The organism is Bradyrhizobium sp. HKCCYLRH1034 (genome assembly GCF_051168375.1).
Classification (GTDB): Bacteria; Pseudomonadota; Alphaproteobacteria; order Rhizobiales; family Xanthobacteraceae; genus Bradyrhizobium.
On sequence record NZ_JBNPUW010000010.1, the window covers coordinates 1 to 17,769 of the forward strand.

15 protein-coding genes are annotated in these 17,769 nt (G+C 63.8%); 10 read left to right on the forward strand and 5 right to left on the reverse strand.

Annotated elements, in window-relative coordinates:
- The 3 genes from ACQR0W_RS23015 to ACQR0W_RS23025 form a co-directional block, all read right to left on the reverse strand.
- Positions 1-974, reverse strand: a 974-nt coding sequence (locus ACQR0W_RS23015) for a cytochrome c3 family protein (protein WP_316235348.1), incomplete at its 3' end; no start/stop codon positions are given.
- Positions 975-1,464: 490 nt separating this feature from the next.
- Positions 1,465-2,823, reverse strand: a complete 1,359-nt coding sequence (locus ACQR0W_RS23020; protein ID WP_316170822.1) for a cytochrome c3 family protein — start codon at positions 2,821-2,823, stop codon at positions 1,465-1,467.
- A 12-nt stretch (positions 2,824-2,835) separates the two neighbouring features.
- Positions 2,836-3,714 carry a pyridine nucleotide-disulfide oxidoreductase gene (locus tag ACQR0W_RS23025; protein WP_315717740.1) on the reverse strand — a complete coding sequence of 293 codons (879 nt, stop codon included), beginning with the start codon at positions 3,712-3,714 and terminating at the stop codon, positions 2,836-2,838.
- A gap of 358 nt (positions 3,715-4,072) precedes the next feature.
- Here ACQR0W_RS23025 and ACQR0W_RS23030 point away from each other — a divergent pair, with 358 nt between their 5' ends.
- From ACQR0W_RS23030 to ACQR0W_RS23065, 8 genes are all read left to right on the forward strand, one after another.
- A complete protein-coding gene (locus ACQR0W_RS23030) occupies positions 4,073-5,374 on the forward strand; it encodes an NAD(P)-binding domain-containing protein (protein WP_315754742.1) in 1,302 nt (433 codons plus the stop codon).
- A gap of 46 nt (positions 5,375-5,420) precedes the next feature.
- Entirely contained in the window at positions 5,421-6,863 is a 1,443-nt protein-coding gene (locus ACQR0W_RS23035; protein ID WP_316217534.1) for an ankyrin repeat domain-containing protein, read from the forward strand.
- 299 nt (positions 6,864-7,162) lie between these two features.
- Entirely contained in the window at positions 7,163-9,151 is a 1,989-nt protein-coding gene (locus ACQR0W_RS23040; protein WP_315717736.1) for a heme lyase CcmF/NrfE family subunit, read from the forward strand.
- 8 nt (positions 9,152-9,159) lie between these two features.
- Entirely contained in the window at positions 9,160-9,696 is a 537-nt protein-coding gene (locus tag ACQR0W_RS23045) for a DsbE family thiol:disulfide interchange protein (RefSeq protein ID WP_315754748.1), read from the forward strand.
- Positions 9,693-10,205 carry a cytochrome c-type biogenesis protein gene (locus tag ACQR0W_RS23050; RefSeq protein ID WP_315717734.1) on the forward strand — a complete coding sequence of 171 codons (513 nt, stop codon included), beginning with the start codon at positions 9,693-9,695 and terminating at the stop codon, positions 10,203-10,205. Before ACQR0W_RS23045 ends, ACQR0W_RS23050 begins: the two co-directional genes overlap by 4 nt.
- Complete coding sequence (ccmI, locus tag ACQR0W_RS23055) at positions 10,202-11,521, forward strand: c-type cytochrome biogenesis protein CcmI (protein WP_315827884.1); 1,320 nt, start codon at positions 10,202-10,204, stop codon at positions 11,519-11,521. The genes ACQR0W_RS23050 and ccmI overlap by 4 nt, the downstream gene beginning before the upstream one ends.
- A 63-nt stretch (positions 11,522-11,584) precedes the next feature.
- Positions 11,585-12,238 carry a response regulator transcription factor gene (locus ACQR0W_RS23060; RefSeq protein ID WP_315717732.1) on the forward strand — a complete coding sequence of 218 codons (654 nt, stop codon included), beginning with the start codon at positions 11,585-11,587 and terminating at the stop codon, positions 12,236-12,238.
- A gap of 4 nt (positions 12,239-12,242) precedes the next feature.
- Entirely contained in the window at positions 12,243-13,616 is a 1,374-nt protein-coding gene (locus ACQR0W_RS23065; protein WP_316170824.1) for a HAMP domain-containing sensor histidine kinase, read from the forward strand.
- A gap of 179 nt (positions 13,617-13,795) precedes the next feature.
- Here ACQR0W_RS23065 and ACQR0W_RS23070 read toward each other — a convergent pair whose 3' ends face one another.
- Complete coding sequence (locus ACQR0W_RS23070) at positions 13,796-14,287, reverse strand: c-type cytochrome (protein ID WP_316170825.1); 492 nt, start codon at positions 14,285-14,287, stop codon at positions 13,796-13,798.
- A 93-nt stretch (positions 14,288-14,380) separates the two neighbouring features.
- On the opposite strand from ACQR0W_RS23070, the gene ACQR0W_RS23075 reads away from it, so the two are divergent.
- Both ACQR0W_RS23075 and ACQR0W_RS23080 read left to right on the forward strand, forming a co-directional pair.
- Positions 14,381-15,553 carry an FIST N-terminal domain-containing protein gene (locus tag ACQR0W_RS23075; protein ID WP_316170826.1) on the forward strand — a complete coding sequence of 391 codons (1,173 nt, stop codon included), beginning with the start codon at positions 14,381-14,383 and terminating at the stop codon, positions 15,551-15,553.
- A complete protein-coding gene (locus ACQR0W_RS23080; RefSeq protein WP_315717728.1) occupies positions 15,550-16,902 on the forward strand; it encodes a hybrid sensor histidine kinase/response regulator in 1,353 nt (450 codons plus the stop codon). Before ACQR0W_RS23075 ends, ACQR0W_RS23080 begins: the two co-directional genes overlap by 4 nt.
- On the opposite strand, the gene ACQR0W_RS23085 is transcribed toward ACQR0W_RS23080, so the two are convergent.
- Positions 16,856-17,590: a response regulator transcription factor gene (locus ACQR0W_RS23085; protein WP_316170827.1), complete on the reverse strand. Its 735-nt coding sequence runs from the start codon at positions 17,588-17,590 to the stop codon at positions 16,856-16,858. The two genes, ACQR0W_RS23080 and ACQR0W_RS23085, sit on opposite strands and share 47 nt — an antisense overlap.
- Between the last annotated feature and the right edge of the window lie 179 nt (positions 17,591-17,769).

Below are 17,769 nucleotides of genomic sequence, written 5' to 3' on the forward strand. Positions count from 1 at the left end.
GCATGCTTGAACGCCGCACCGCCCCAGCTGGTGAAGCCGCCCGAGGCCGCCTTGGCGTGACAGCTGACGCAGTCGGCACCGCCGGTGGCGACGTGGTTCGGGTACGACGCGGTGCCCATGGCGCCCTTGGTGCCCTGGCCGGTGAAGGAGCCGTTGTGGCAGCTGTCGCAGCGCGCGGTCGCCACCGCGGCGTGGTTCATGGTGTAGGTGGCGAAGCTCGCCGCGGTGTTGCTGTGGCAGTTCGAGCACTGCAGCGTCCCGGTCGGGATGTGCGGCGGCGTCGTCATCCCCATCGCGGTCTTGCCGTTGTGGCAGGTGGCGCAGTTGGTGTCGGTCGCCGCGTGCTTGAATGCCGCGCCGCCGAAGCTCGCCGTGCTGGTGTGACAGGACTCGCACGGCAGATTGGTCTGGAGATGGTTGCTGGACTTGCCGCGCGCCGTCGTCCCGTTGTGACAGTTGGCGCAACCGGCGACGATGCCGGCGTGGTCCATCTTCATTCTGATGCGAAAACTCGCCGTCGACCTGTGGCACACATCGCATGGCGCCGCCGTCGTGATGTGATCCTTCGACTTGCCCCGTGCCATCACGCCGTTATGGCAGGTCGTACATGACGCCTTCGCCTGGGTATGATCGATCGCCCGAACGTCCTTCCATGTCGAGGTCTGGTGGCAGCTCTCACATCGCCTCGTGGACATCGGGTGGTTGACCGACATGCCCGCCGTCTGCGCGCCGTTGTGGCAACTGGCGCACTGCGTCTGCGTGCCCTTGAACCGCCCGCCGACGTGACAGGACGAGCACTCCACCCCGACATGGCTTCCGGTCAGCGGAAAACCTGTCGAGACATGGTCGAATGAGCTCTGCGCGGCAGCATGCCCTGCCAACACGAGAGCGAGCAGCATACAGGCGAGCAGCCACTGCACCATACGGTGCGAGGCTCGCGCCACCAGCCCCAGCTTGCTGTAGCAGCTGCTCAACTCCAACTCCGCTCTTCACTCTCGACTCGATCGCCAGCCGGACATCCGACGGAGACCGGCCGACCCCAATCCAGCCGAGACCGTTGAGCGTCCGCTGCTCGGCGGTCGCCCCGACAAATCCAAGACACCCTTGCGGATTTCCCCTACGGCCCGGCGGCACGTCTTCCCCAGCCACCGAATACTCGGAACGCTCCGTGCTCCCTTGATCGAGCGCTGCATCGATCGGGCGACGACGGAGTCATCGGCCAGATCACGCAGCCTTCGCTACGCCTACGACAGGGCTTCCAGAGACGCGCAAAGCTGGCCCAAAACTGGGCCAAGCTGAACTCAAGCTGAATGGAGGTTAAGGTTTCTGACGTCGCGCGCGCGCAATGGTCCCGCAAGCTCATCATGCAAGCCATTGATCTGCATGCGAACTGATAGCTGCTGCGAGCCGATGTCAGCTCGACACGATCTCAGACGCCGTGTGCGGCCAACGCAGCCGTTCGAATCAGTTCCTGATCTGAACGTTGCGCCATCCCGTTGCGACATGGCAGCGCTCGCACGTCTGACCGAAGGTGCCATTGTGCACGTCCGAGCTGCGATGACAGCTGAAGCAATCCATCGGCAACTTCAGATCCGGCGGCGACTTGGCCTTGTGACAGGCCTCGCACGTGATCTTCTGGTGGACACCGACCAGCGGGAATCGTGTCTGCCGCGCGTGATCGAAACGCCAAAGCCGCCACCCATTCGGATTGTGACAGCTGGCGCACCGCCCTCCAAGCTTCCCCTGGTGGAAATCCTTGTGGCAGCTTTCGCAGCCCATCGGCGTATTCTTGTAGGTCGGCGTCCGGTGGCACTCCTCGCAAGGCACCGACTTGTGCAGACCTATCAACGGAAAACGCGTAATCTCGTGATCGAAGGTGAGCTTCTTCCGCCAGCCCGCATCGCTATGGCACGTCTCGCAGCGTTCGCCGAGCTTGCCCTGATGCGGATCCTGCTTGCGGTGACAGGACACGCATGACGTCGCGAGTTTGTCCCGATAGAGATCACCCGTATGGCAGCTCTCACACTTCACCTTGGCATGCGCATTTCGCAGCGGGAAGCGGGTCTTGTCGTGATTGAAGCGGACCGTCTTCCATTTCTCCTGATCGTGACACGTCTCGCACTTGTCGCCGAAGCGGCCGCCATGGACGTCCTGAAGACGGTGGCATGAGCCGCACGACGTCTGCAGATCCTTGTATTGCTCGCCGGAGTGGCACGTCGCACAAGCGACCGACTTGTGGGCGCCCACGAGGGGAAACCGGGTCTTCGTGTGGTCGAACTCCTTGGTCGCGCGCCATTTCACCGCCGTGTGGCAGTTCTCGCAGCGTTCACCAAGCCGGCCGCGATGCGGATCGAGCGCCTTGTGACACTCGAAGCAGGTCGAGGGCGTGTTGCGGAACTTCACCTTCGCGACGTGACATCCCGCACAAGGCACGGTCTTGTGCGCATCGACCAGCCGGTAGTTCGTCATGTCGTGGTCGAAGGTTTCCTTGTCGAGTTGGACGATGTCGGTTCCACGCCCCTTGTGGTCGGTGTGACACTGCCTGCACTCCTGGCTCAGCGCCGCCTGGTCGCGTCCGTGCAGGCGCTCACGCTGCCTGCGATCGACGGCAATCTCCTTGTGGCAATCGAGGCAGAGGCCCGACTGTGCCTTCCGGGTATAGGCTTCGTGGCACTTTCCGCACTCGCTCTCGAGCTTGGCATGCTTCTCGGCCAGCGGGCCGGGCATGACCAGCTTTTCCAGCAACGTCTGTGCTCGAACTCCGGCCGATAGCATGGCAACGCCGGCCAGGACGGCGACAACGACCGCAACACGCCACCGCATCACGCAACTCCGTCAATAGTGATGGACGGCCCAGACATGAACGACGCCCGCCAGCAGCATGAGAAAAAACAGCGGCAGATGAAGCACATGCCACAGCGAAAACAATCGTTCGAAGAACGTCAGCTCAGCGGCCTTGCGCACTGCGGCGGCGTAACGCCGCACCACCTCCTCGATTCGCTTCTCGCGACGCCGTCGCTCGGACCACGACCATCGCGCGCGCTTGGCTTCGGCGCGAATGAGCCGGCGCGCTTCCGCAACCACATTGGCGCGCAGCCGTCTCGTCCGCGCTGCGATGACCGCGCCAGTCCGCAGGCTGCCCAGCGCAGTTCGCGGCACCTTGTTGTCGAGCCCCTTGCTGAAGGCAGCCAGCTCCCGCGACACGAACGAGACGGCCTGCATCTCCTCACCGAGCTCCGTTCGCATTGCCTCGGCCTCGGCGAGCAGCTCCTTGACACGCGCTCTCCCGCCATGGAGGCCCATATGGATCTTGCCATAGATGTAACGGCCGATCACGCCGCTGATCGCCACGATCAGCATGGTGAAGAATGCCACGTTGCTGTTGAGCGCCCCCAGTTGGAAATTCGCATGGAATAGGATGAGCACGGGACCAACGACGCCGAGCAGCATGTGGGTCCTGAACCAGAACGGCACCGAGCCGATGCCGCGCAGCGACTTGAAGCGCTTGCGCATCGAATAGGCCAGCAGCGACAACATGGCGACGCTGCCGTAGATCCCGAGCCAGTATCCGGTGCCGGAGCCCGGCGTAATATACTCCTCCTCCTTCTGCAGCCACCCGACGGCAATCGCTCCGAGGACGATGACCGTGATGACGACCGGAATGGTTCCTCGAAGAGGATTGCCGCTCGCGCGAGCGACCGCTGCTCTGCTCATGACCTCGACGTTTCCTGTGAATCCCGAATGCCGGATCGGCGGAAGCCAGACCCGTTCGCGGAGCCCCGGATCTCAGTCGAGAGAGAACTTAGTGATAACCACTTGCAACAACCCTCTCCGTCTTCCGACACCGACGTCATTAGTCCGAAATCAGTGCGAGCCATATTTCCGCCGACGGCATCTGTTCAACGAATGATCCAATCCTAGTCTCCAAGACGTCAGATCATTCTGGAATTTCTATGTCGGCATCTCTTGAGAGGAATTTGCATCTAGCACCGCATCCGACCTTTTCACGCGGAGTTTGCGGTCGGCGACTCTCTATCTTCCGCTGTTAGTTCGTAAGAAAGAGAGAGACGACATGGCGATCGATCTCCTGATTGTCTACGCCGCGCCAATGCTCGGCGTCTGGGCCACTTACATGGCCGTGCGCAAGCGGAAGGAAATAAAGAGCGTCGCGAAGCTCTCGGCCGCCAAGGACGCCGGTCTTCTCGAGCCGGCATCGCTCCATCCCATCATCGATCCTGCCTTGTGCATCGGCTGTGGCTCATGCGTCAGGGCGTGTCCGGAGGGTGACATTCTCGGCCTGATCGGCGGCAAGGCGTCGCTGGTCGAGCCTTCGCATTGCATCGGACACGGCGCCTGCAAGGCAGTGTGCCCCGTGAACGCCATCACGCTGGTGTTCGGCACCGAAACGCGCGGCATCGACATTCCGAACGTGGACGAGGCGTTCCAGACCAACGTGCCCGGCATCTTCATCGCCGGAGAGCTCGGCGGGATGGGGCTGGTCCGCAACGCCATCGAGCAGGGACGCCAGGCGATCGACTCCGTCCGCAAGGTCAAGAACATCGGCAAGTCCGATATGCTCGACGTCGTGGTCGTCGGCTGCGGTCCGGCCGGTCTCTCCGCCAGTCTCGCCTGCCTGCAGCATCGGCTGCGCTTCGTCACGCTCGAGCAGGACTCGCTCGGCGGCACCGTCGCGCACTTTCCCCGCGGCAAGCTGGTGATGACGGCACCTTTCACGCTGCCGCTCGCGGGCAAGTTCAACTTCAGAGAGCTCAGCAAGGAGCAGTTGATCGCCTTCTTCATGAGCATCGTGCGCAAGTCCCGCCTCAAGGTGAACGTCGGCGAGCGCGTCGAGGCCGTCACCCGAGTCGGAGAAGGCTTCGACGTCAGGACGAACCGCGGCAGCTACAGAACGCATGCCGTGCTCCTGGCGATCGGGCGCCGCGGAACGCCGCGCAAGCTGGAGGCTCCAGGCGAAGAGCAGACCAAGGTCGTCTATCGACTGGTCGACCCCGAGCAGTATCGCGGCCAGCACGTGCTCGTCGTCGGCGGCGGCGACGCTGCATTGGAAGCCGCTTGCTCCATCGCCGATGAGCCTGGAACGACGGTGACCCTGTCGCATCGCAGCGAGTCGTTCGGTCGCGCCAAGCTGAAGAACCGTCAACGGACGGAAGCAGCCGCCCAATCGGGCCGGCTCCGCGTCATCTACAATTCGTCAGTCAAACGGATCGGCGGTGACGACGTCGAGATCGATGCCAATGGCAGCACGAGCACGATCCCAAACGATGCCGTCATCGTGTGCGTCGGCGGCATTCTGCCCACCGCATTCCTGAAGAGCATGGGTATCGAGGTCGAGACGAAATATGGCACGGCTTAAGTCCTCTTACGTCATCATCCCCCTGATCTGTCTTGTCGGCTCGACCGTGCCGTCGGTCGCCCCGGCCGGCGAAACGCCGGCCGGCGTGAGCTCCGAAGCATCCGCGAGCCAGGCGGCCGATGCCGCGATCCGCGCCGGACATCCCGAGGACGCACTGAAGCTGCTCGAGCGCGCCGCCAGCGCCGGCAATCCGGAGGCGCAGTACCGACTTGCATCACTTTACCGCGCCGGTCTCGGCACCAGAGCAGACGACACGCTGGCGTTCAAATGGATGGAGGCAAGCGCAAGGAAGGGACATGTCAAGGCGCAGTATAATGTCGCAGCGATGTGGCTTGCGGGCCGTGGAACGCCGGCCGATCCCGACCGGGCGCGGGACTGGCTACGCAAGTCGGCGGCGGCCGGCTATCAGCCCGCCGAGCAGTTGCTGGCCGACATGGTCAACCGAAATGCGCGCCCGCGCGCCGGGGAGCCGGCGCGCGAAGCTGCGCGCAGGCCGCCCCCGACGCTCGATGCGCAGGCCGCCATGCGAAACGGCCATCCGGCCATCATCGACGCCGCCCTGCGCGGCCAGTTCGATCCGATGCGCCAGCTCATCGCTGCGAAGGCTGACGTCAACGCGGTCAACGAGGACGGCGATACGCCTCTGGCGATCGCCGCGGCCGCCGGGCATCTTCGGCTGGTGGAGCTCCTGCTCGCCTCGGGAGCCAATCCGAACACCAGCAACCGGCGCGGCGACACGCCATTGATGCTGGCAGCGGACAAGGATCATGGAGACATCATCAGACTGCTGCTGACCAAGGCGGCCGACCCGTCTGCAGCGCGTGCAGATGGCGCGACCGCACTACTGATGGCGCTCAGCCGCTGCAACGGCGCCGCTATCGCCGCGCTCCTCGACGGCGCCTCCGGCAGTCTGCCCGCGTTGGCAGACGGCCGGACCCCACTCATGATCGCGGTCGCGTCGTGCCCAAATGGCCCGCTCGATCGGCAACTCGTTCAGAGATCCGACCTCAACGCCGCCGATGGGCAGGGCCGCACCGCACTCTGGCACGCGGCCGGCAATGGCAATACGCACGCGATCGGACAACTGATCCGCGCAGGTGCGGACGTCAACCGCGCGGACACCGACGACAAGACGCCGTTGCTGAATGCCATCGAGGGCCGCAGCGCCGCGGCCTCGCTGCTTCTGTTGGACCATGGGGCCGACCCGAAACGCGCGACAAGAGGCGGAAATACCGCTCTCATCCTCGCCGCGCGCGCCGGGCTTGCGGATGTCGTCAGTGAGCTTCTCAGGCGCAAGGCCGACCCGAACATGCGCAACGGCCAGGGCATGAGCGCGCTGATGATGGCGGCCCATGAGGGGAATATCGGCATTGCGCACAGCCTTCTCGCCGCCGGTGCCGAAAAGCAGTTGAGGAACAAGCGCCGCGAACGTGCCACCGACATCGCCGCTGCCAGCGGTCACGGCGATATCGCCAAGCTTCTGGAATAGCGGACGATTTCGTTTCGCCACCCTGCCTATCATGCGGTCGACGTCGCGTTCGCTGCTCGATGGCGCGGCAGATGATTCGCGCGATATATCTCATTGAATATCACGCTAAGTACCAAGACGCCCCGATGATACCGTTCTCCGGCCGCGGGTGCGAATGAGTTGCAGTTACACTACGATGCACGTCGATGGATCATCATCATTCCGTACGAATGATGCCTCATTCGGCGCATTGATTGTCGGCGCATCACAGACACTTGATAGTTAGCTGCAGGAATATCCGCTGCAGTCGGAGATACCAAATGACAGCGGAGGTCGGATCGTTTGCGCTCATTCTCGCGCTCCTCGTATCGCTGGTGCAGTCGATCGTTCCGTTCGCAGCGCTGCGCCGCCAATCCGCGATGATCGCCGGCTTCGTTCGTCACGCTGCCTTGACCCAGTTTCTGTTTGTCGCGATCGCATTCGCATGCCTGACGTCGCTGTTCGTCCACTCCGACTTTTCAGTCCAGGTCGTCGCAGCGAATTCGCACACGCTGAAGCCGCTGCTCTACAAGGTCTCCGGAGTCTGGGGAAACCATGAGGGATCCATGCTGCTGTGGGTCCTGATCCTCTCCTTGTTCGGCGCGGCAGTTGCATTGTTCGGAACGAACCTTCCGGAGCGGCTGCAGAGCAACGTTCTCGGCGTGCACGGCATGATTGGCCTCGGCTTTCTGGCGTTCATCGTCTCGACGTCGAATCCGTTCGCGCGGCTGGTCGATGCTCCCCTCGAAGGCAACGGACTGAATCCGATTTTGCAGGATCCTGGCCTCGCCTTTCATCCACCGTTTCTGTATCTGGGTTACGTCGGCTTCTCGATGGCGTTCTCGTTCTCGGTCGCCGCGCTGATCGAGGGAAAGGTCGATGCCAGCTGGGCCCGCTGGGTCCGACCGTGGGTGCTCGCGGCCTGGTGCTTTCTCACGATTGGAATCACGCTGGGCAGCGCATGGGCGTACTACACGCTCGGCTGGGGCGGCTGGTGGTTCTGGGACCCCGTCGAGAACGCCTCCTTCATGCCGTGGCTTGCGGGGACTGCGCTCCTGCATTCCGCCCTGGTGGTCGAACGTCGGAGCGCCCTCCAGAGCTGGACGATCCTGCTGGGGATCGTGACCTTCTCATTGAGCCTGATCGGGACTTTCCTGGTGAGGTCCGGCGTGCTCACCAGCGTTCATGCCTTCGCACAGGACCCGTCGCGTGGCGCATTCATCCTGGCGCTCATCCTGGTGGCGACCGGCGGGGCGTTGACGCTGTATGCGATCAGAGCCCCAAGCCTGAAGCACGGTGCGCTGTTCGCGGCCGTCAGCCGCGAGAGCGGCCTCGTCCTCAACAATGTGCTGCTCACGGCAGCCGTGGCCACCGTGTTTCTCGGCACGTTCTACCCGCTCCTCGTCGACATGCTCGGAAACGACAAGATCTCCGTCGGTCCTCCCTACTACAACTTGACGTTCGTTCCGATCATGGTTCCGCTGCTGCTTGCCATGGTGATCGGCCCGGTTCTGAAATGGAAGCGCGATCTCCTCGTTGCGGCCCTGCAACGACTCCGCCTGGCCGGGGGACTTGCGGCATTCATTGCCGTCGCGATCCTCGTCGCGACGTTCGGACAGCGTTTCCTGGTTGCGTTCTTCTTCGGCATCGCCGTCTGGCTCGTGATCGGCTCGCTGATGGTGCTGGCTCATCGCGTCCGCCTCGGCATGACGACTCCCTTGGCGACCTCGCTCAACCTCGCGCGCACCACCCCGCTCGCGGTCTACGGCCTGGTGCTGGCCCATGCGGGAATGGGCGTCACCGTCGCAGGCATTACCGGGATGACCGCGTGGGCCAGCGAGAAGGTGCAGATGCTGCGGCCGGGCCAGAGCCTGCAGCTCGCGGGCTACGACATCAAGCTGCGCTCGATCGGAAAATTTCCAGGCCCCAACTACGAAGCCGAGCGTGGCACGTTCGACATCACGCGGAACGGCAAGCCGTTCACGCAGCTTTCCAGCGAGCGCCGCTTCTATCCCGTCAGACAGCAGCAGACGACCGCCGCCGGCATTCGAACCAACCTGATCTGGAACGTCTACGTGACGCTCGGTGATCCCGACGACAAGGGCGCGTGGGCGGTGCGCTGCTACTATCACCCTCTGGTGCCGCTGGTCTGGATCGGCGCACTGATGATGGCTTTCGGCGGCTTCATCTCGCTGGCCGACCGGAGATTTCGTGTCGGTGCTCCGCGACGGGCGATGCGGGCCGTACCGACTGCCGTTCCTGCTGAATAGGACGAGATATGCCGCGCCTCCCCTATCTCATACCTCTCGTGGCTTTCGCCGCACTGGCCGCTGGACTGGCTTTCAGCCTGACCAACGATCCGCAGCGAATGCCCTCGACCCTGATCGACAAGCCGACGCCGCGTTTCCAGCTCGCGTCGCTCGACGGCAAGAGCGGCGGTCTTGCCAATACCGACCTGCAGGGCGACGTGGTCCTGCTCAACGTTTTCGCATCCTGGTGCCCCGGATGCCGCGTCGAGCATCCCATGCTGCTCAAGCTCGCAGAGAGCTCCGCGATCCCGATCTATGGGCTGAACTGGAAGGACGATCGGAACGACGGCAAACGTTGGCTTGCCAAGCATGGCAGTCCCTATGCCCGTGTCGGCTCCGATGAGTCCGGCCGGGCCGGCATCGATCTTGGCGTGACCGGCGTTCCCGAAACCTTCGTGATCGATCGGGCCGGCCGCATCCGCTTCCGCTATCCCGGCCCGCTGACCGAAGATGTATGGCGTGACGATTTCGAACCTCTGCTGAAGGCACTCAGGAGCGAGTCATGAACTGCCGGCGGATCAAGCGCGCGGCCGAAGCGCTGCTCGTCAGCTCGCTCGTGCTGACGGCGACATGGTCACCATCTCGTGCGGTGCTTCCCGACGAAATGTTGCGCGACGAGGGACTGGAGGCGCGCGCGCGCGCGCTGGGCCAGGAGCTGCGCTGCGTCGTTTGTCAAAATCAGAGCATTGACGACTCGAACGCTCCATTGGCGCATGATCTGAGGGTGCTGCTGCGCGATCGCCTGCAGGCCGGCGACAGCGACCGGCAGGCGGTGGACTTCCTGGTCGCACGCTACGGCAACTTCGTCCTGCTCAAGCCTCCCTTGCAGTGGAATACCATCGCGCTGTGGATCGGTCCCCTGCTCGCCCTGCTCACGGCCATCGTCGGCTTCGGCCGCTACGTGCGCCGGGCGGCAGCCAATGCGAGTGCGCCCGAGGCGGAGCACGTCGCTCCGCTCAGCGCCGACGAACTCGAAGCCATCGAGGCGATCCTCGATCGACGGAGCCTTTCATGATGCTGTGGCTGATCCTGACGGCGATGATTTCCGTGGCCGCCGTGCTCATATCGACGCCATTCATCCGCAGCTACGAGCGGAGACGGTTGGCTTCGGCTCAGGGACTTGCCGTCCACCACGACCAGCTCCGCGAGATCGAGAACGAAACCGCACGCGGCCTGATCGACAAGTCGGATGGCGAGAACGCGGCCAGCGAGATCAAGCGGCGCATTCTCGCCGCAGCGGCCGCCGAACAGCCGCCGGCGCCCTCCCTCACCAGCTCCGAACGAAAATTTGCGCTCAGTGTCGTCACGCTGACGGTGGTGTTCGGCTCCGTCGGTCTGTATGCGGTTGTCGGAAATCCGGATGTCCCCGCGGCCGGACCGGGCCAGACCGCCAGCAGCACCACGGCGAGGTCGGTTGGCGAGGCGCGATCCGACGCCGGCACCCAGGCCATTGCCTCGCTGGAGCAGATGACCAGCCAGGACGGTCGCGCCCGACCGCAGCAGAGCAGCGGACTGCCGCCGGTCGAAGAGATGATCCAGCGTGTGCAGACCAGACTGGAGCGGAATCCCAAGGATGCCGACGGATGGCGGCTGCTGGGCTGGTCGCTGTTCAACATCGAGCGCTTTGCAGAGGCGGCACAGGCCTATGCGCGCGCAATGGAGCTGCGGCCAGGCTCGGCAGAATACCGCAGCGCACGCGGCGAAGCGCTGGTGCGGGCCGCGGACGGCACCGTCACGTCCGAAGCCCGCGCGGACTTCGACGAAGCACTCAAACTGGATCCCAAGGACGCGCGCGCCCGCTTCTTCATCGGCGTCGTGAAAGAACAGGAGGGAGACAAACGGGGTGCGATGGCCGACTGGACGGCGATCGTATCGGAGGCCGATCCGAACGAGCCGTGGCTGCCCGATCTCAAGCAGCGGCTCGGCGCGCTTCGTCGCGAGCTCGGAGAGGATGACGGCTCGCCATCGCCTGCCCGGCCGAACCTGTCCGCCGAGCGCATGCAGGAACTCCTGCGCTCCGGCAAGACCTCCGCGACCGAGCCGACGGAGCCGCGCGGCCCCCGCGCCGAGGACATCCGCAAGGCGGAAAGCATGTCCACACAGGACCGCAACCTCATGATCCGGGGCATGGTGGATGGCCTTGCGAGCCGACTCGAGCAATCACCGCGCGATGCAGAAGGCTGGATCAAGTTGATCCGCTCGCGGGTGGTACTGGGCGATGTCGAGGCGGCGAAACAGTCGCTGCAACGCGCACTGTCGGTCTTTGCGGAGGACGTCCCGGAGCGCACGCGCATCGCTGACGCAGCCAGAGAGCTCGGGATCAATCCATAGCGTTCGAGGCCCGATCAGCGTGTCCGCATCGTCGGAACGCGTTCGGCAACCGGAGGAATGGCAATGCGCATTCTGCTCATAGAGGACGAGCCCATCTACGCGGAGCGCATCAGGGAAAGCCTGGCCGATGCCGGTTTCGAGGCGGATCTCGCCACCGATGGCAAGCAGGGCTGGATGCTGGGCAACAGCCAGCCCTATGATGCCGCGGTGCTCGACCTCGGACTGCCGTGCATTTCGGGCCTCGACGTGCTGCAACGCTGGCGTCATACCGGGCACACGCTGCCGGTGCTGATCCTGTCCGCCCGCAGCGGCTGGGTCGAGCGTGTGAACGGCCTGAACGCAGGCGCGGACGACTATCTCGAAAAGCCCTTCAAGGCGCAGGAGCTCGTCGCGCGGGTCAAATCGCTGCTCCGTCGGGTCTCCAGCAGACCGGACGCCGTGCTCCGCCTCCGGCAGATCGAATTCAACGCGGCGGCCGGCCTGGTCAAGAAGGACGGGGAGATCGTCGACCTGACTGCACTCGAGTTGCGCGTTCTCGAACTCCTCATGCGCCGCGCCGATCATATCGTGTCGCAGACCGAGCTGCTGGAGCACATCTATCCGAGCAGCGACCATCGCGACTCCAATACGGTCGAAGTCTACATTGCCCGGCTCAGGAGAAAGCTGGGGCGTGACTGCATTCGCACCGTCAGAGGCATGGGATATCGCTTCGGGTAGAGCAATGTTCAGCCGCAACTTCCGAGCCCGGATGCTCGCGGTCGCCGCGATCTGGATTTCCATCGTCTTGTTCGCCAGCGGGCTCGGGCTCTCGATCGTCATTCGCCGTGTCGTCGAGGCCCACTTCGATCATGACCTGCTGGATCACGCCCGCGAGCTCGCCGATCTCGTGGAACTCGACGCCACGCAGCGGCTGTTCATCGCCCGCGATCTGAGCGATCCGCGTTTCTCCCCTGCCCGTTCCGGAATGTATTGGCAGGTCATCCTGCAGAACGGCGAAAGCGCGCGCTCGCCGTCGTTGCAGGATGACCTTTTCCTTTCATTCACGCCCGACCAGAGTCGCGAGGGTTCCCTGCCCTCCTCCACGGCGCTTAGTGTGGAGGGACCGACCGGGCCGATGCGCATGGTCCGAAACATCAGCGAGCCGTCTCGCCTCGGGCAACCCGTCGAAATCCGTGTCGGTGCAGACGAGCGACTGATTAGTGACGAGATGCAGCACCTCAATCTGACGCTGATAGCGACGCTTGGTATCATGGCCCTCGCCATGGTTGGCACCGCCTACGCTCAGGTCGCTTACGGCCTGCGGCCGCTCCAGCGCATGAGTCGCGCCATCGTGGACGTGCGTAGCGGCAAGACCTCAAGGCTGCCTGAGGACCTGCCGGAGGAAATCATGCCGCTCGTCACCGAGCTGAACGGAATGATTGCGGCAAATCTCAACATGGTCGATCGCGCTCGCGTACTCGCAGGAAGTTTTGCACACGCGCTGAAGACACCTCTGGCAATTCTCGACGAGGAGGCAGCACGGCTGAAAGCGTCCGGTCAGGAGATCCACGCTCAGATTCTGTCGGAGCAGTGCTCGCGAATGGCGCTGCTCATCGACTACCAGACGGCGCGCGCAAAGGCCTCCACGATCGCGAATGCAGGTGCGTTTGCGGTCGTCGCAGACGTCTTGAGGAGCGTCATCAATACCTATTCGCGATTCAGCCCAGGGCACGACCGGCGGTTCGAAGTCGAAGGAGCAGCGGACGTCGTCGTTGCCTGCGACACCAACGATCTGACCGAACTCATCGGCAACCTGCTCGACAATGCGGCAAAATGGGCACGTGACCGCGTCGTGATTTCGATCGAGGATCTCGACAGCACCGTCTTGATCACGGTTGAGGACGACGGGCCCGGCATTCCAGTGGAACACCGAATGCGCGTGTTCGACGTGGGCACGAGACTTGACGACGCGAAGCCCGGCACTGGGCTCGGTCTGGCGATCGCCCGCGACCTGACCAGCCTCTATGATGGCCGACTGTGGATCGAGGATTCGAGAATTGGGGGCGTCGCCCTGAAGCTTTCGCTTCGAAAGAAGGGTGATCCAAGCTCATCGTGACATGCCTGGTACCCGCAGCCTCAAAACCGCTTGCAGAAACGCCGGCCCGACACCCAACCCGCTCATAGCGATGATGCCCTGGGCCAGCGCGCCAACGATGCCAGTCGTAATCGGTGAGCGGCTCTTTTCCAACGGCGCGGCCTGCAGCGTCGGCAAAGTCGCCGGCTTCCCCGGCTACGCTATTTCAGAGTCGACAGATAGGCGACGACGTCGGCCCGCTCCTTCGCGTCCGCCAATCCTTTGAAATACATCTTGACGCCGTGAACGTCCCCGCGAGGATCGGCGATATAGGCATCCAGTGCCGTCGCGGTCCAAGGCGCATTGTTCTTTTTCATGCTCTCCGAATAGGCGTAGTCCGGCACAGCCGCTGGCTGCCGTCCAACGATGTTCCAGAGGCTCGGGCCGACCTTGTTGACGCCGATCTCGGCAGAGTGGCAGTTCTGGCAGATGCGCTGGAAGATGCTTTTCCCGGCGGCCGGATTTCCGTCGAGCGCGCGGGCGCTCGGTGCCAGGCTGGCGAGAACGGCGACAAGAGCGATGCGGCGGAGCATGCGAAATCTTTCCCTTTTCGATCCGGAGCGGGCGCGGGCCAGCCCCCCGGGCCAGGCCGGTGAGCAGATCCGCGCGGATGATCGGACGACAGCCCGGCCCAAGTCCTTGTCCTGGATCAAGCCGCGCGGTTGCCGTTGCTGCTCAATTGGCTTAATATTCTAAAAAAACGAACGATCGCCAACAAACCAAAGTGTCGTTCTGGGAGGTGCCCGATGGGAGACGCCGATCCTCGGCCCTCGCGTCCGTCTGGCGTGACTGCTGCAAAGTCCAAGGCTGCGACGGAGGCCGCTGCGGCGGCCGACATCTGCGGCCAGTTGCCGGCCGGGGGGTTGGCGATGGTGCTGATCTTCCTGTCGCCCCACTACGATCCAAACGAGTTCATGGTGGAGGTGACGACCCGTCTTGCGGACGTCCCCGTATACGGCTGTACGACGGCCGGAGAGCTGTCGCCCGATGGCTGGGACGACAACAGCGTCGTCGCTCTCGGATTTGCCGCCGAGGATTTCACGGTATTCGCACAGCCCATCTTCGGGTTGTCGGGCTTTCGCGTCGATGAAGGACGTCGCCTCGGCAACCAGATGAGGCAGGACCTCTCGCGGCACGGTGGTCGCGACGACGACGGCGTGTTCGGGCTCGTCCTGATCGACGGCATGTGCCAGCGCGAAGAGGCGATCATGTCGGCGATCTACGCCTCGCTCGACAATATTCCCCTGGTTGGCGGGTCGGCCGGCGACGGTCTGCGGTTCGAGCGCACCTGGGTCTTTCACGACGGCAAGGCCCACACGGACATGGCCGTGCTGATCCTGATCAGGACGTCATTGCCGTTCCGGCTGTTCAAATGCGACAATTTCGAGCCGACCTCGACCAAGATGGTGGTGACGGAGGCCGATCTCGAGCAGCGTATCGTCAAGCAGCTCAATGCCGAGCCGGCGGCGGAGGAATATTGTCGCGCGATCGGAATAGCCGATTCCGAGCTCGACCCGTTCCTGTTTGCGGCCCATCCGGTCCTGGTGCGCGTGGGAGGCTCCTATTTCGCGCGCTCGATTCAGCGCGTCAGCCCTGACGGCTCGCTCCGGTTCTTCTGCGCGATCGACGAAGGAATGGTGCTGACGGCGGCGAGGTCACGCAACTCCGTGGCGGCCGCCCGCGAGATGCTGGCCGAGGTCCGCGACGAGATCGGCGAGGTCTCGATCTTCATCGGTTTCGAGTGCATCCTCAGGCGTCTTGACGCAGAGCAGCATCAGTTTGCGCGGGAAATGTCCGATCTCTATCGCGACAACCGGATCGTCGGATTCCATACCTATGGCGAGCAGTACGGTTCAATGCACGTCAATCAGACGCTGACCGGGGTCGCGATCGGCAAACGTGGAGCGGCGCAGCCATGACCGCCGCGGGGTCTCCGGAAGACCTGCAGCGCGAGGCGGCCAAGCTCAGGAAGATCAACGCCGCGCTGATGTCCCGGGTCGAACGCTCGATGGACCAGCAGTTCAATGCGTTCTCGCTGTTCGAAACGGCGATCGCGCTCGATCAGCAGGTGCGCGAGCGGACGCGCCAGCTGCGTGATGCGCTGCGTTCGATCGAAACCGCCAACAAGGACCTCTTTCGGGCCAAGCAGCAGGCTGAAGCGGCCAGCTCCCTGAAATCCTCGGTTCTCATCTCCGTGACGCATGATCTGCTTCAGCCGCTCAACGCCGCGCGGCTCACGCTCTCGACCTTGGCGGACGAAGTCTCGTCCGATCGCGGAACGGCCATGGTCGGCCAGGTCGACCATTCGCTGGCCATGCTCGAGGATCTGCTGCGATCCCTGCTGGAGATTGCCAAGCTCGATGCCGGAGCCCTGCGCCCCGATGTCAGGCCCGTTCTGCTCTCGACCCTGTTCGAGCCGCTCGAACGCGAATTCGCCCCGATCGCTGCCAAACGCGGGTTGTCCCTGCGCATTTGTCCGTGCTCGATCGCCGTGGTCTCGGATGCCATGATGTTGCGGCGCATCTTGCAGAACCTCCTCGCCAACTCTCTGCGCTACACGCGGCGAGGCGGCGTCGTCATGGGATGCCGGCCGGGGCCGGGAGCAGGCCGGGTTCGCATCGAGGTCCACGACACCGGCCCGGGCATTCCCAAACCGCAACAAGAAGCGATCTTTCTCGAATTCCAGCGCGGTCAGCCGAGCGCCGAGGATCAAGCCGGCTTCGGGCTGGGCCTGTCGATCGTCCGCCGCTTCGCCAAGGCATTGGACCATGAGGTCGGGCTGGCTTCGCGGGTTGGACATGGATCCACATTCAAGCTCGAGCTCGACCGCGCCGACCCGGCAGCCGTACTGCCGGATCCGCATCCTGCGGATCACGTCGACCACGACTATGGCGGGCTCGAAGGCGCCAAGATCCTGCTGATCGAAAACGACCTGGCCACCGCCGAGGCCATGGTCAGTCTGTTGGAAAAATGGGGCTGCGACGTCGTGGCGACGGCGTCGCTGAATGACGCTTTGCAGCGTTTGAGTGCGCTCGGGGCGGTCCCCGAGACGATCATCGCGGATCTCCACCTGGATGGCGACGAGAGCGGGCTTGCCGCCATCCGGGACATCAGGCAATTCCTCGGCCGTGATGTTGCGGCCATGATCGTGACCGCCGACTATTCCGAAGACGCAGCCAGGGAAGCAAGCCAATACGGGCTCGAGATCTTGACCAAGCCGGTCAGGCCTGCGGAGCTTCGCGCGCTGTTGTCGTTCTTGCTGTCATGAGCGCCTCAGCGCCGTTTGCCCGAGCCGGCGCGCGCGGCTCGCCGATGAGGTTCACGAAGTCGATCTTTTCCATCTCGATGATGGCCTTGGTCCTGCTCATGACGCGAAGCTTTCGCAGGATCTCCGAGACGTGGACCTTCACCGTCGTCTCGCAGATCCCGAGCTCATAGGCGATCTGCTTGTTCTGCAGTCCGCGGCGGATCAGGTCGAGCACGCGCAGTTGCTGCGGCGTCAGTTCGTGAAGACGCTTCAGGAGGTCCTGAGCAGGAAGTCGGCCACGGCGCGCACTGGCGCAGAGGGAGCCGCCTTCAACATGGACCTCGCCCCCCAGCACGGCCTTGATCGCGTCGGCAAGTTGCTGCTTCGAAGTCGACTTCGAGATGTAGCCGGAGACACCCAGCGCGAGAACATGGGCGACGAGGTCCGGGTCCCGATGCGCGGAAACCACCAGGATCGGTGTGCGCGGCGCGGTCTTGCGGATGCGGATGACGCCGGAGAGTCCGGTCGTTCCGGGTGTCGAGAGGTCGAGCAGGATCAGGTCGAATCTCGGCGGAGATGAAAGAAGCCCGACGGCCATGTCGACGGACGTCGCCTCGCGCATCTCGGCATCAGCCAGAGCGGCGCGGATCGCGCTCTCCAGCGCCTCCCGAAACAGCGGATGGTCCTCGACGATGAGCAATCGAGCCACGTGCCTGCCTCCCCCGGCCGGATCGAAGATCCGGATCATTCAGTGTCGCGGATCCGACATTCAACCAGCGTGCGGGCTGCGTCTTCGAAGGAACGTCAGAACCGGAGCATCAGCGATACCGCGTTGGTTGGCATCAATCAACGACCAAGACGCCATCGACGTCGCCACGCCTGCGGTGG

Bases quoted from the DNA above. Each gene is read 5' to 3' on its own strand.
- ACQR0W_RS23020 (WP_316170822.1), bottom strand. From the start codon at position 2,823: ATGCGGTGGCGTGTTGCGGTCGTTGTCGCCGTCCTGGCCGGCGTTGCC.
- ACQR0W_RS23025 (WP_315717740.1), bottom strand. From the start codon at position 3,714: ATGAGCAGAGCAGCGGTCGCTCGCGCGAGCGGCAATCCTCTTCGAGGA.
- ACQR0W_RS23030 (WP_315754742.1), top strand. From the start codon at position 4,073: ATGGCGATCGATCTCCTGATTGTCTACGCCGCGCCAATGCTCGGCGTC.
- ACQR0W_RS23040 (WP_315717736.1), top strand. From the start codon at position 7,163: ATGACAGCGGAGGTCGGATCGTTTGCGCTCATTCTCGCGCTCCTCGTA.
- ACQR0W_RS23045 (WP_315754748.1), top strand. From the start codon at position 9,160: ATGCCGCGCCTCCCCTATCTCATACCTCTCGTGGCTTTCGCCGCACTG.
- ACQR0W_RS23050 (WP_315717734.1), top strand. From the start codon at position 9,693: ATGAACTGCCGGCGGATCAAGCGCGCGGCCGAAGCGCTGCTCGTCAGC.
- ccmI (WP_315827884.1), top strand. From the start codon at position 10,202: ATGATGCTGTGGCTGATCCTGACGGCGATGATTTCCGTGGCCGCCGTG.
- ACQR0W_RS23060 (WP_315717732.1), top strand. From the start codon at position 11,585: ATGCGCATTCTGCTCATAGAGGACGAGCCCATCTACGCGGAGCGCATC.
- ACQR0W_RS23065 (WP_316170824.1), top strand. From the start codon at position 12,243: ATGTTCAGCCGCAACTTCCGAGCCCGGATGCTCGCGGTCGCCGCGATC.
- ACQR0W_RS23075 (WP_316170826.1), top strand. From the start codon at position 14,381: ATGGGAGACGCCGATCCTCGGCCCTCGCGTCCGTCTGGCGTGACTGCT.
- ACQR0W_RS23080 (WP_315717728.1), top strand. From the start codon at position 15,550: ATGACCGCCGCGGGGTCTCCGGAAGACCTGCAGCGCGAGGCGGCCAAG.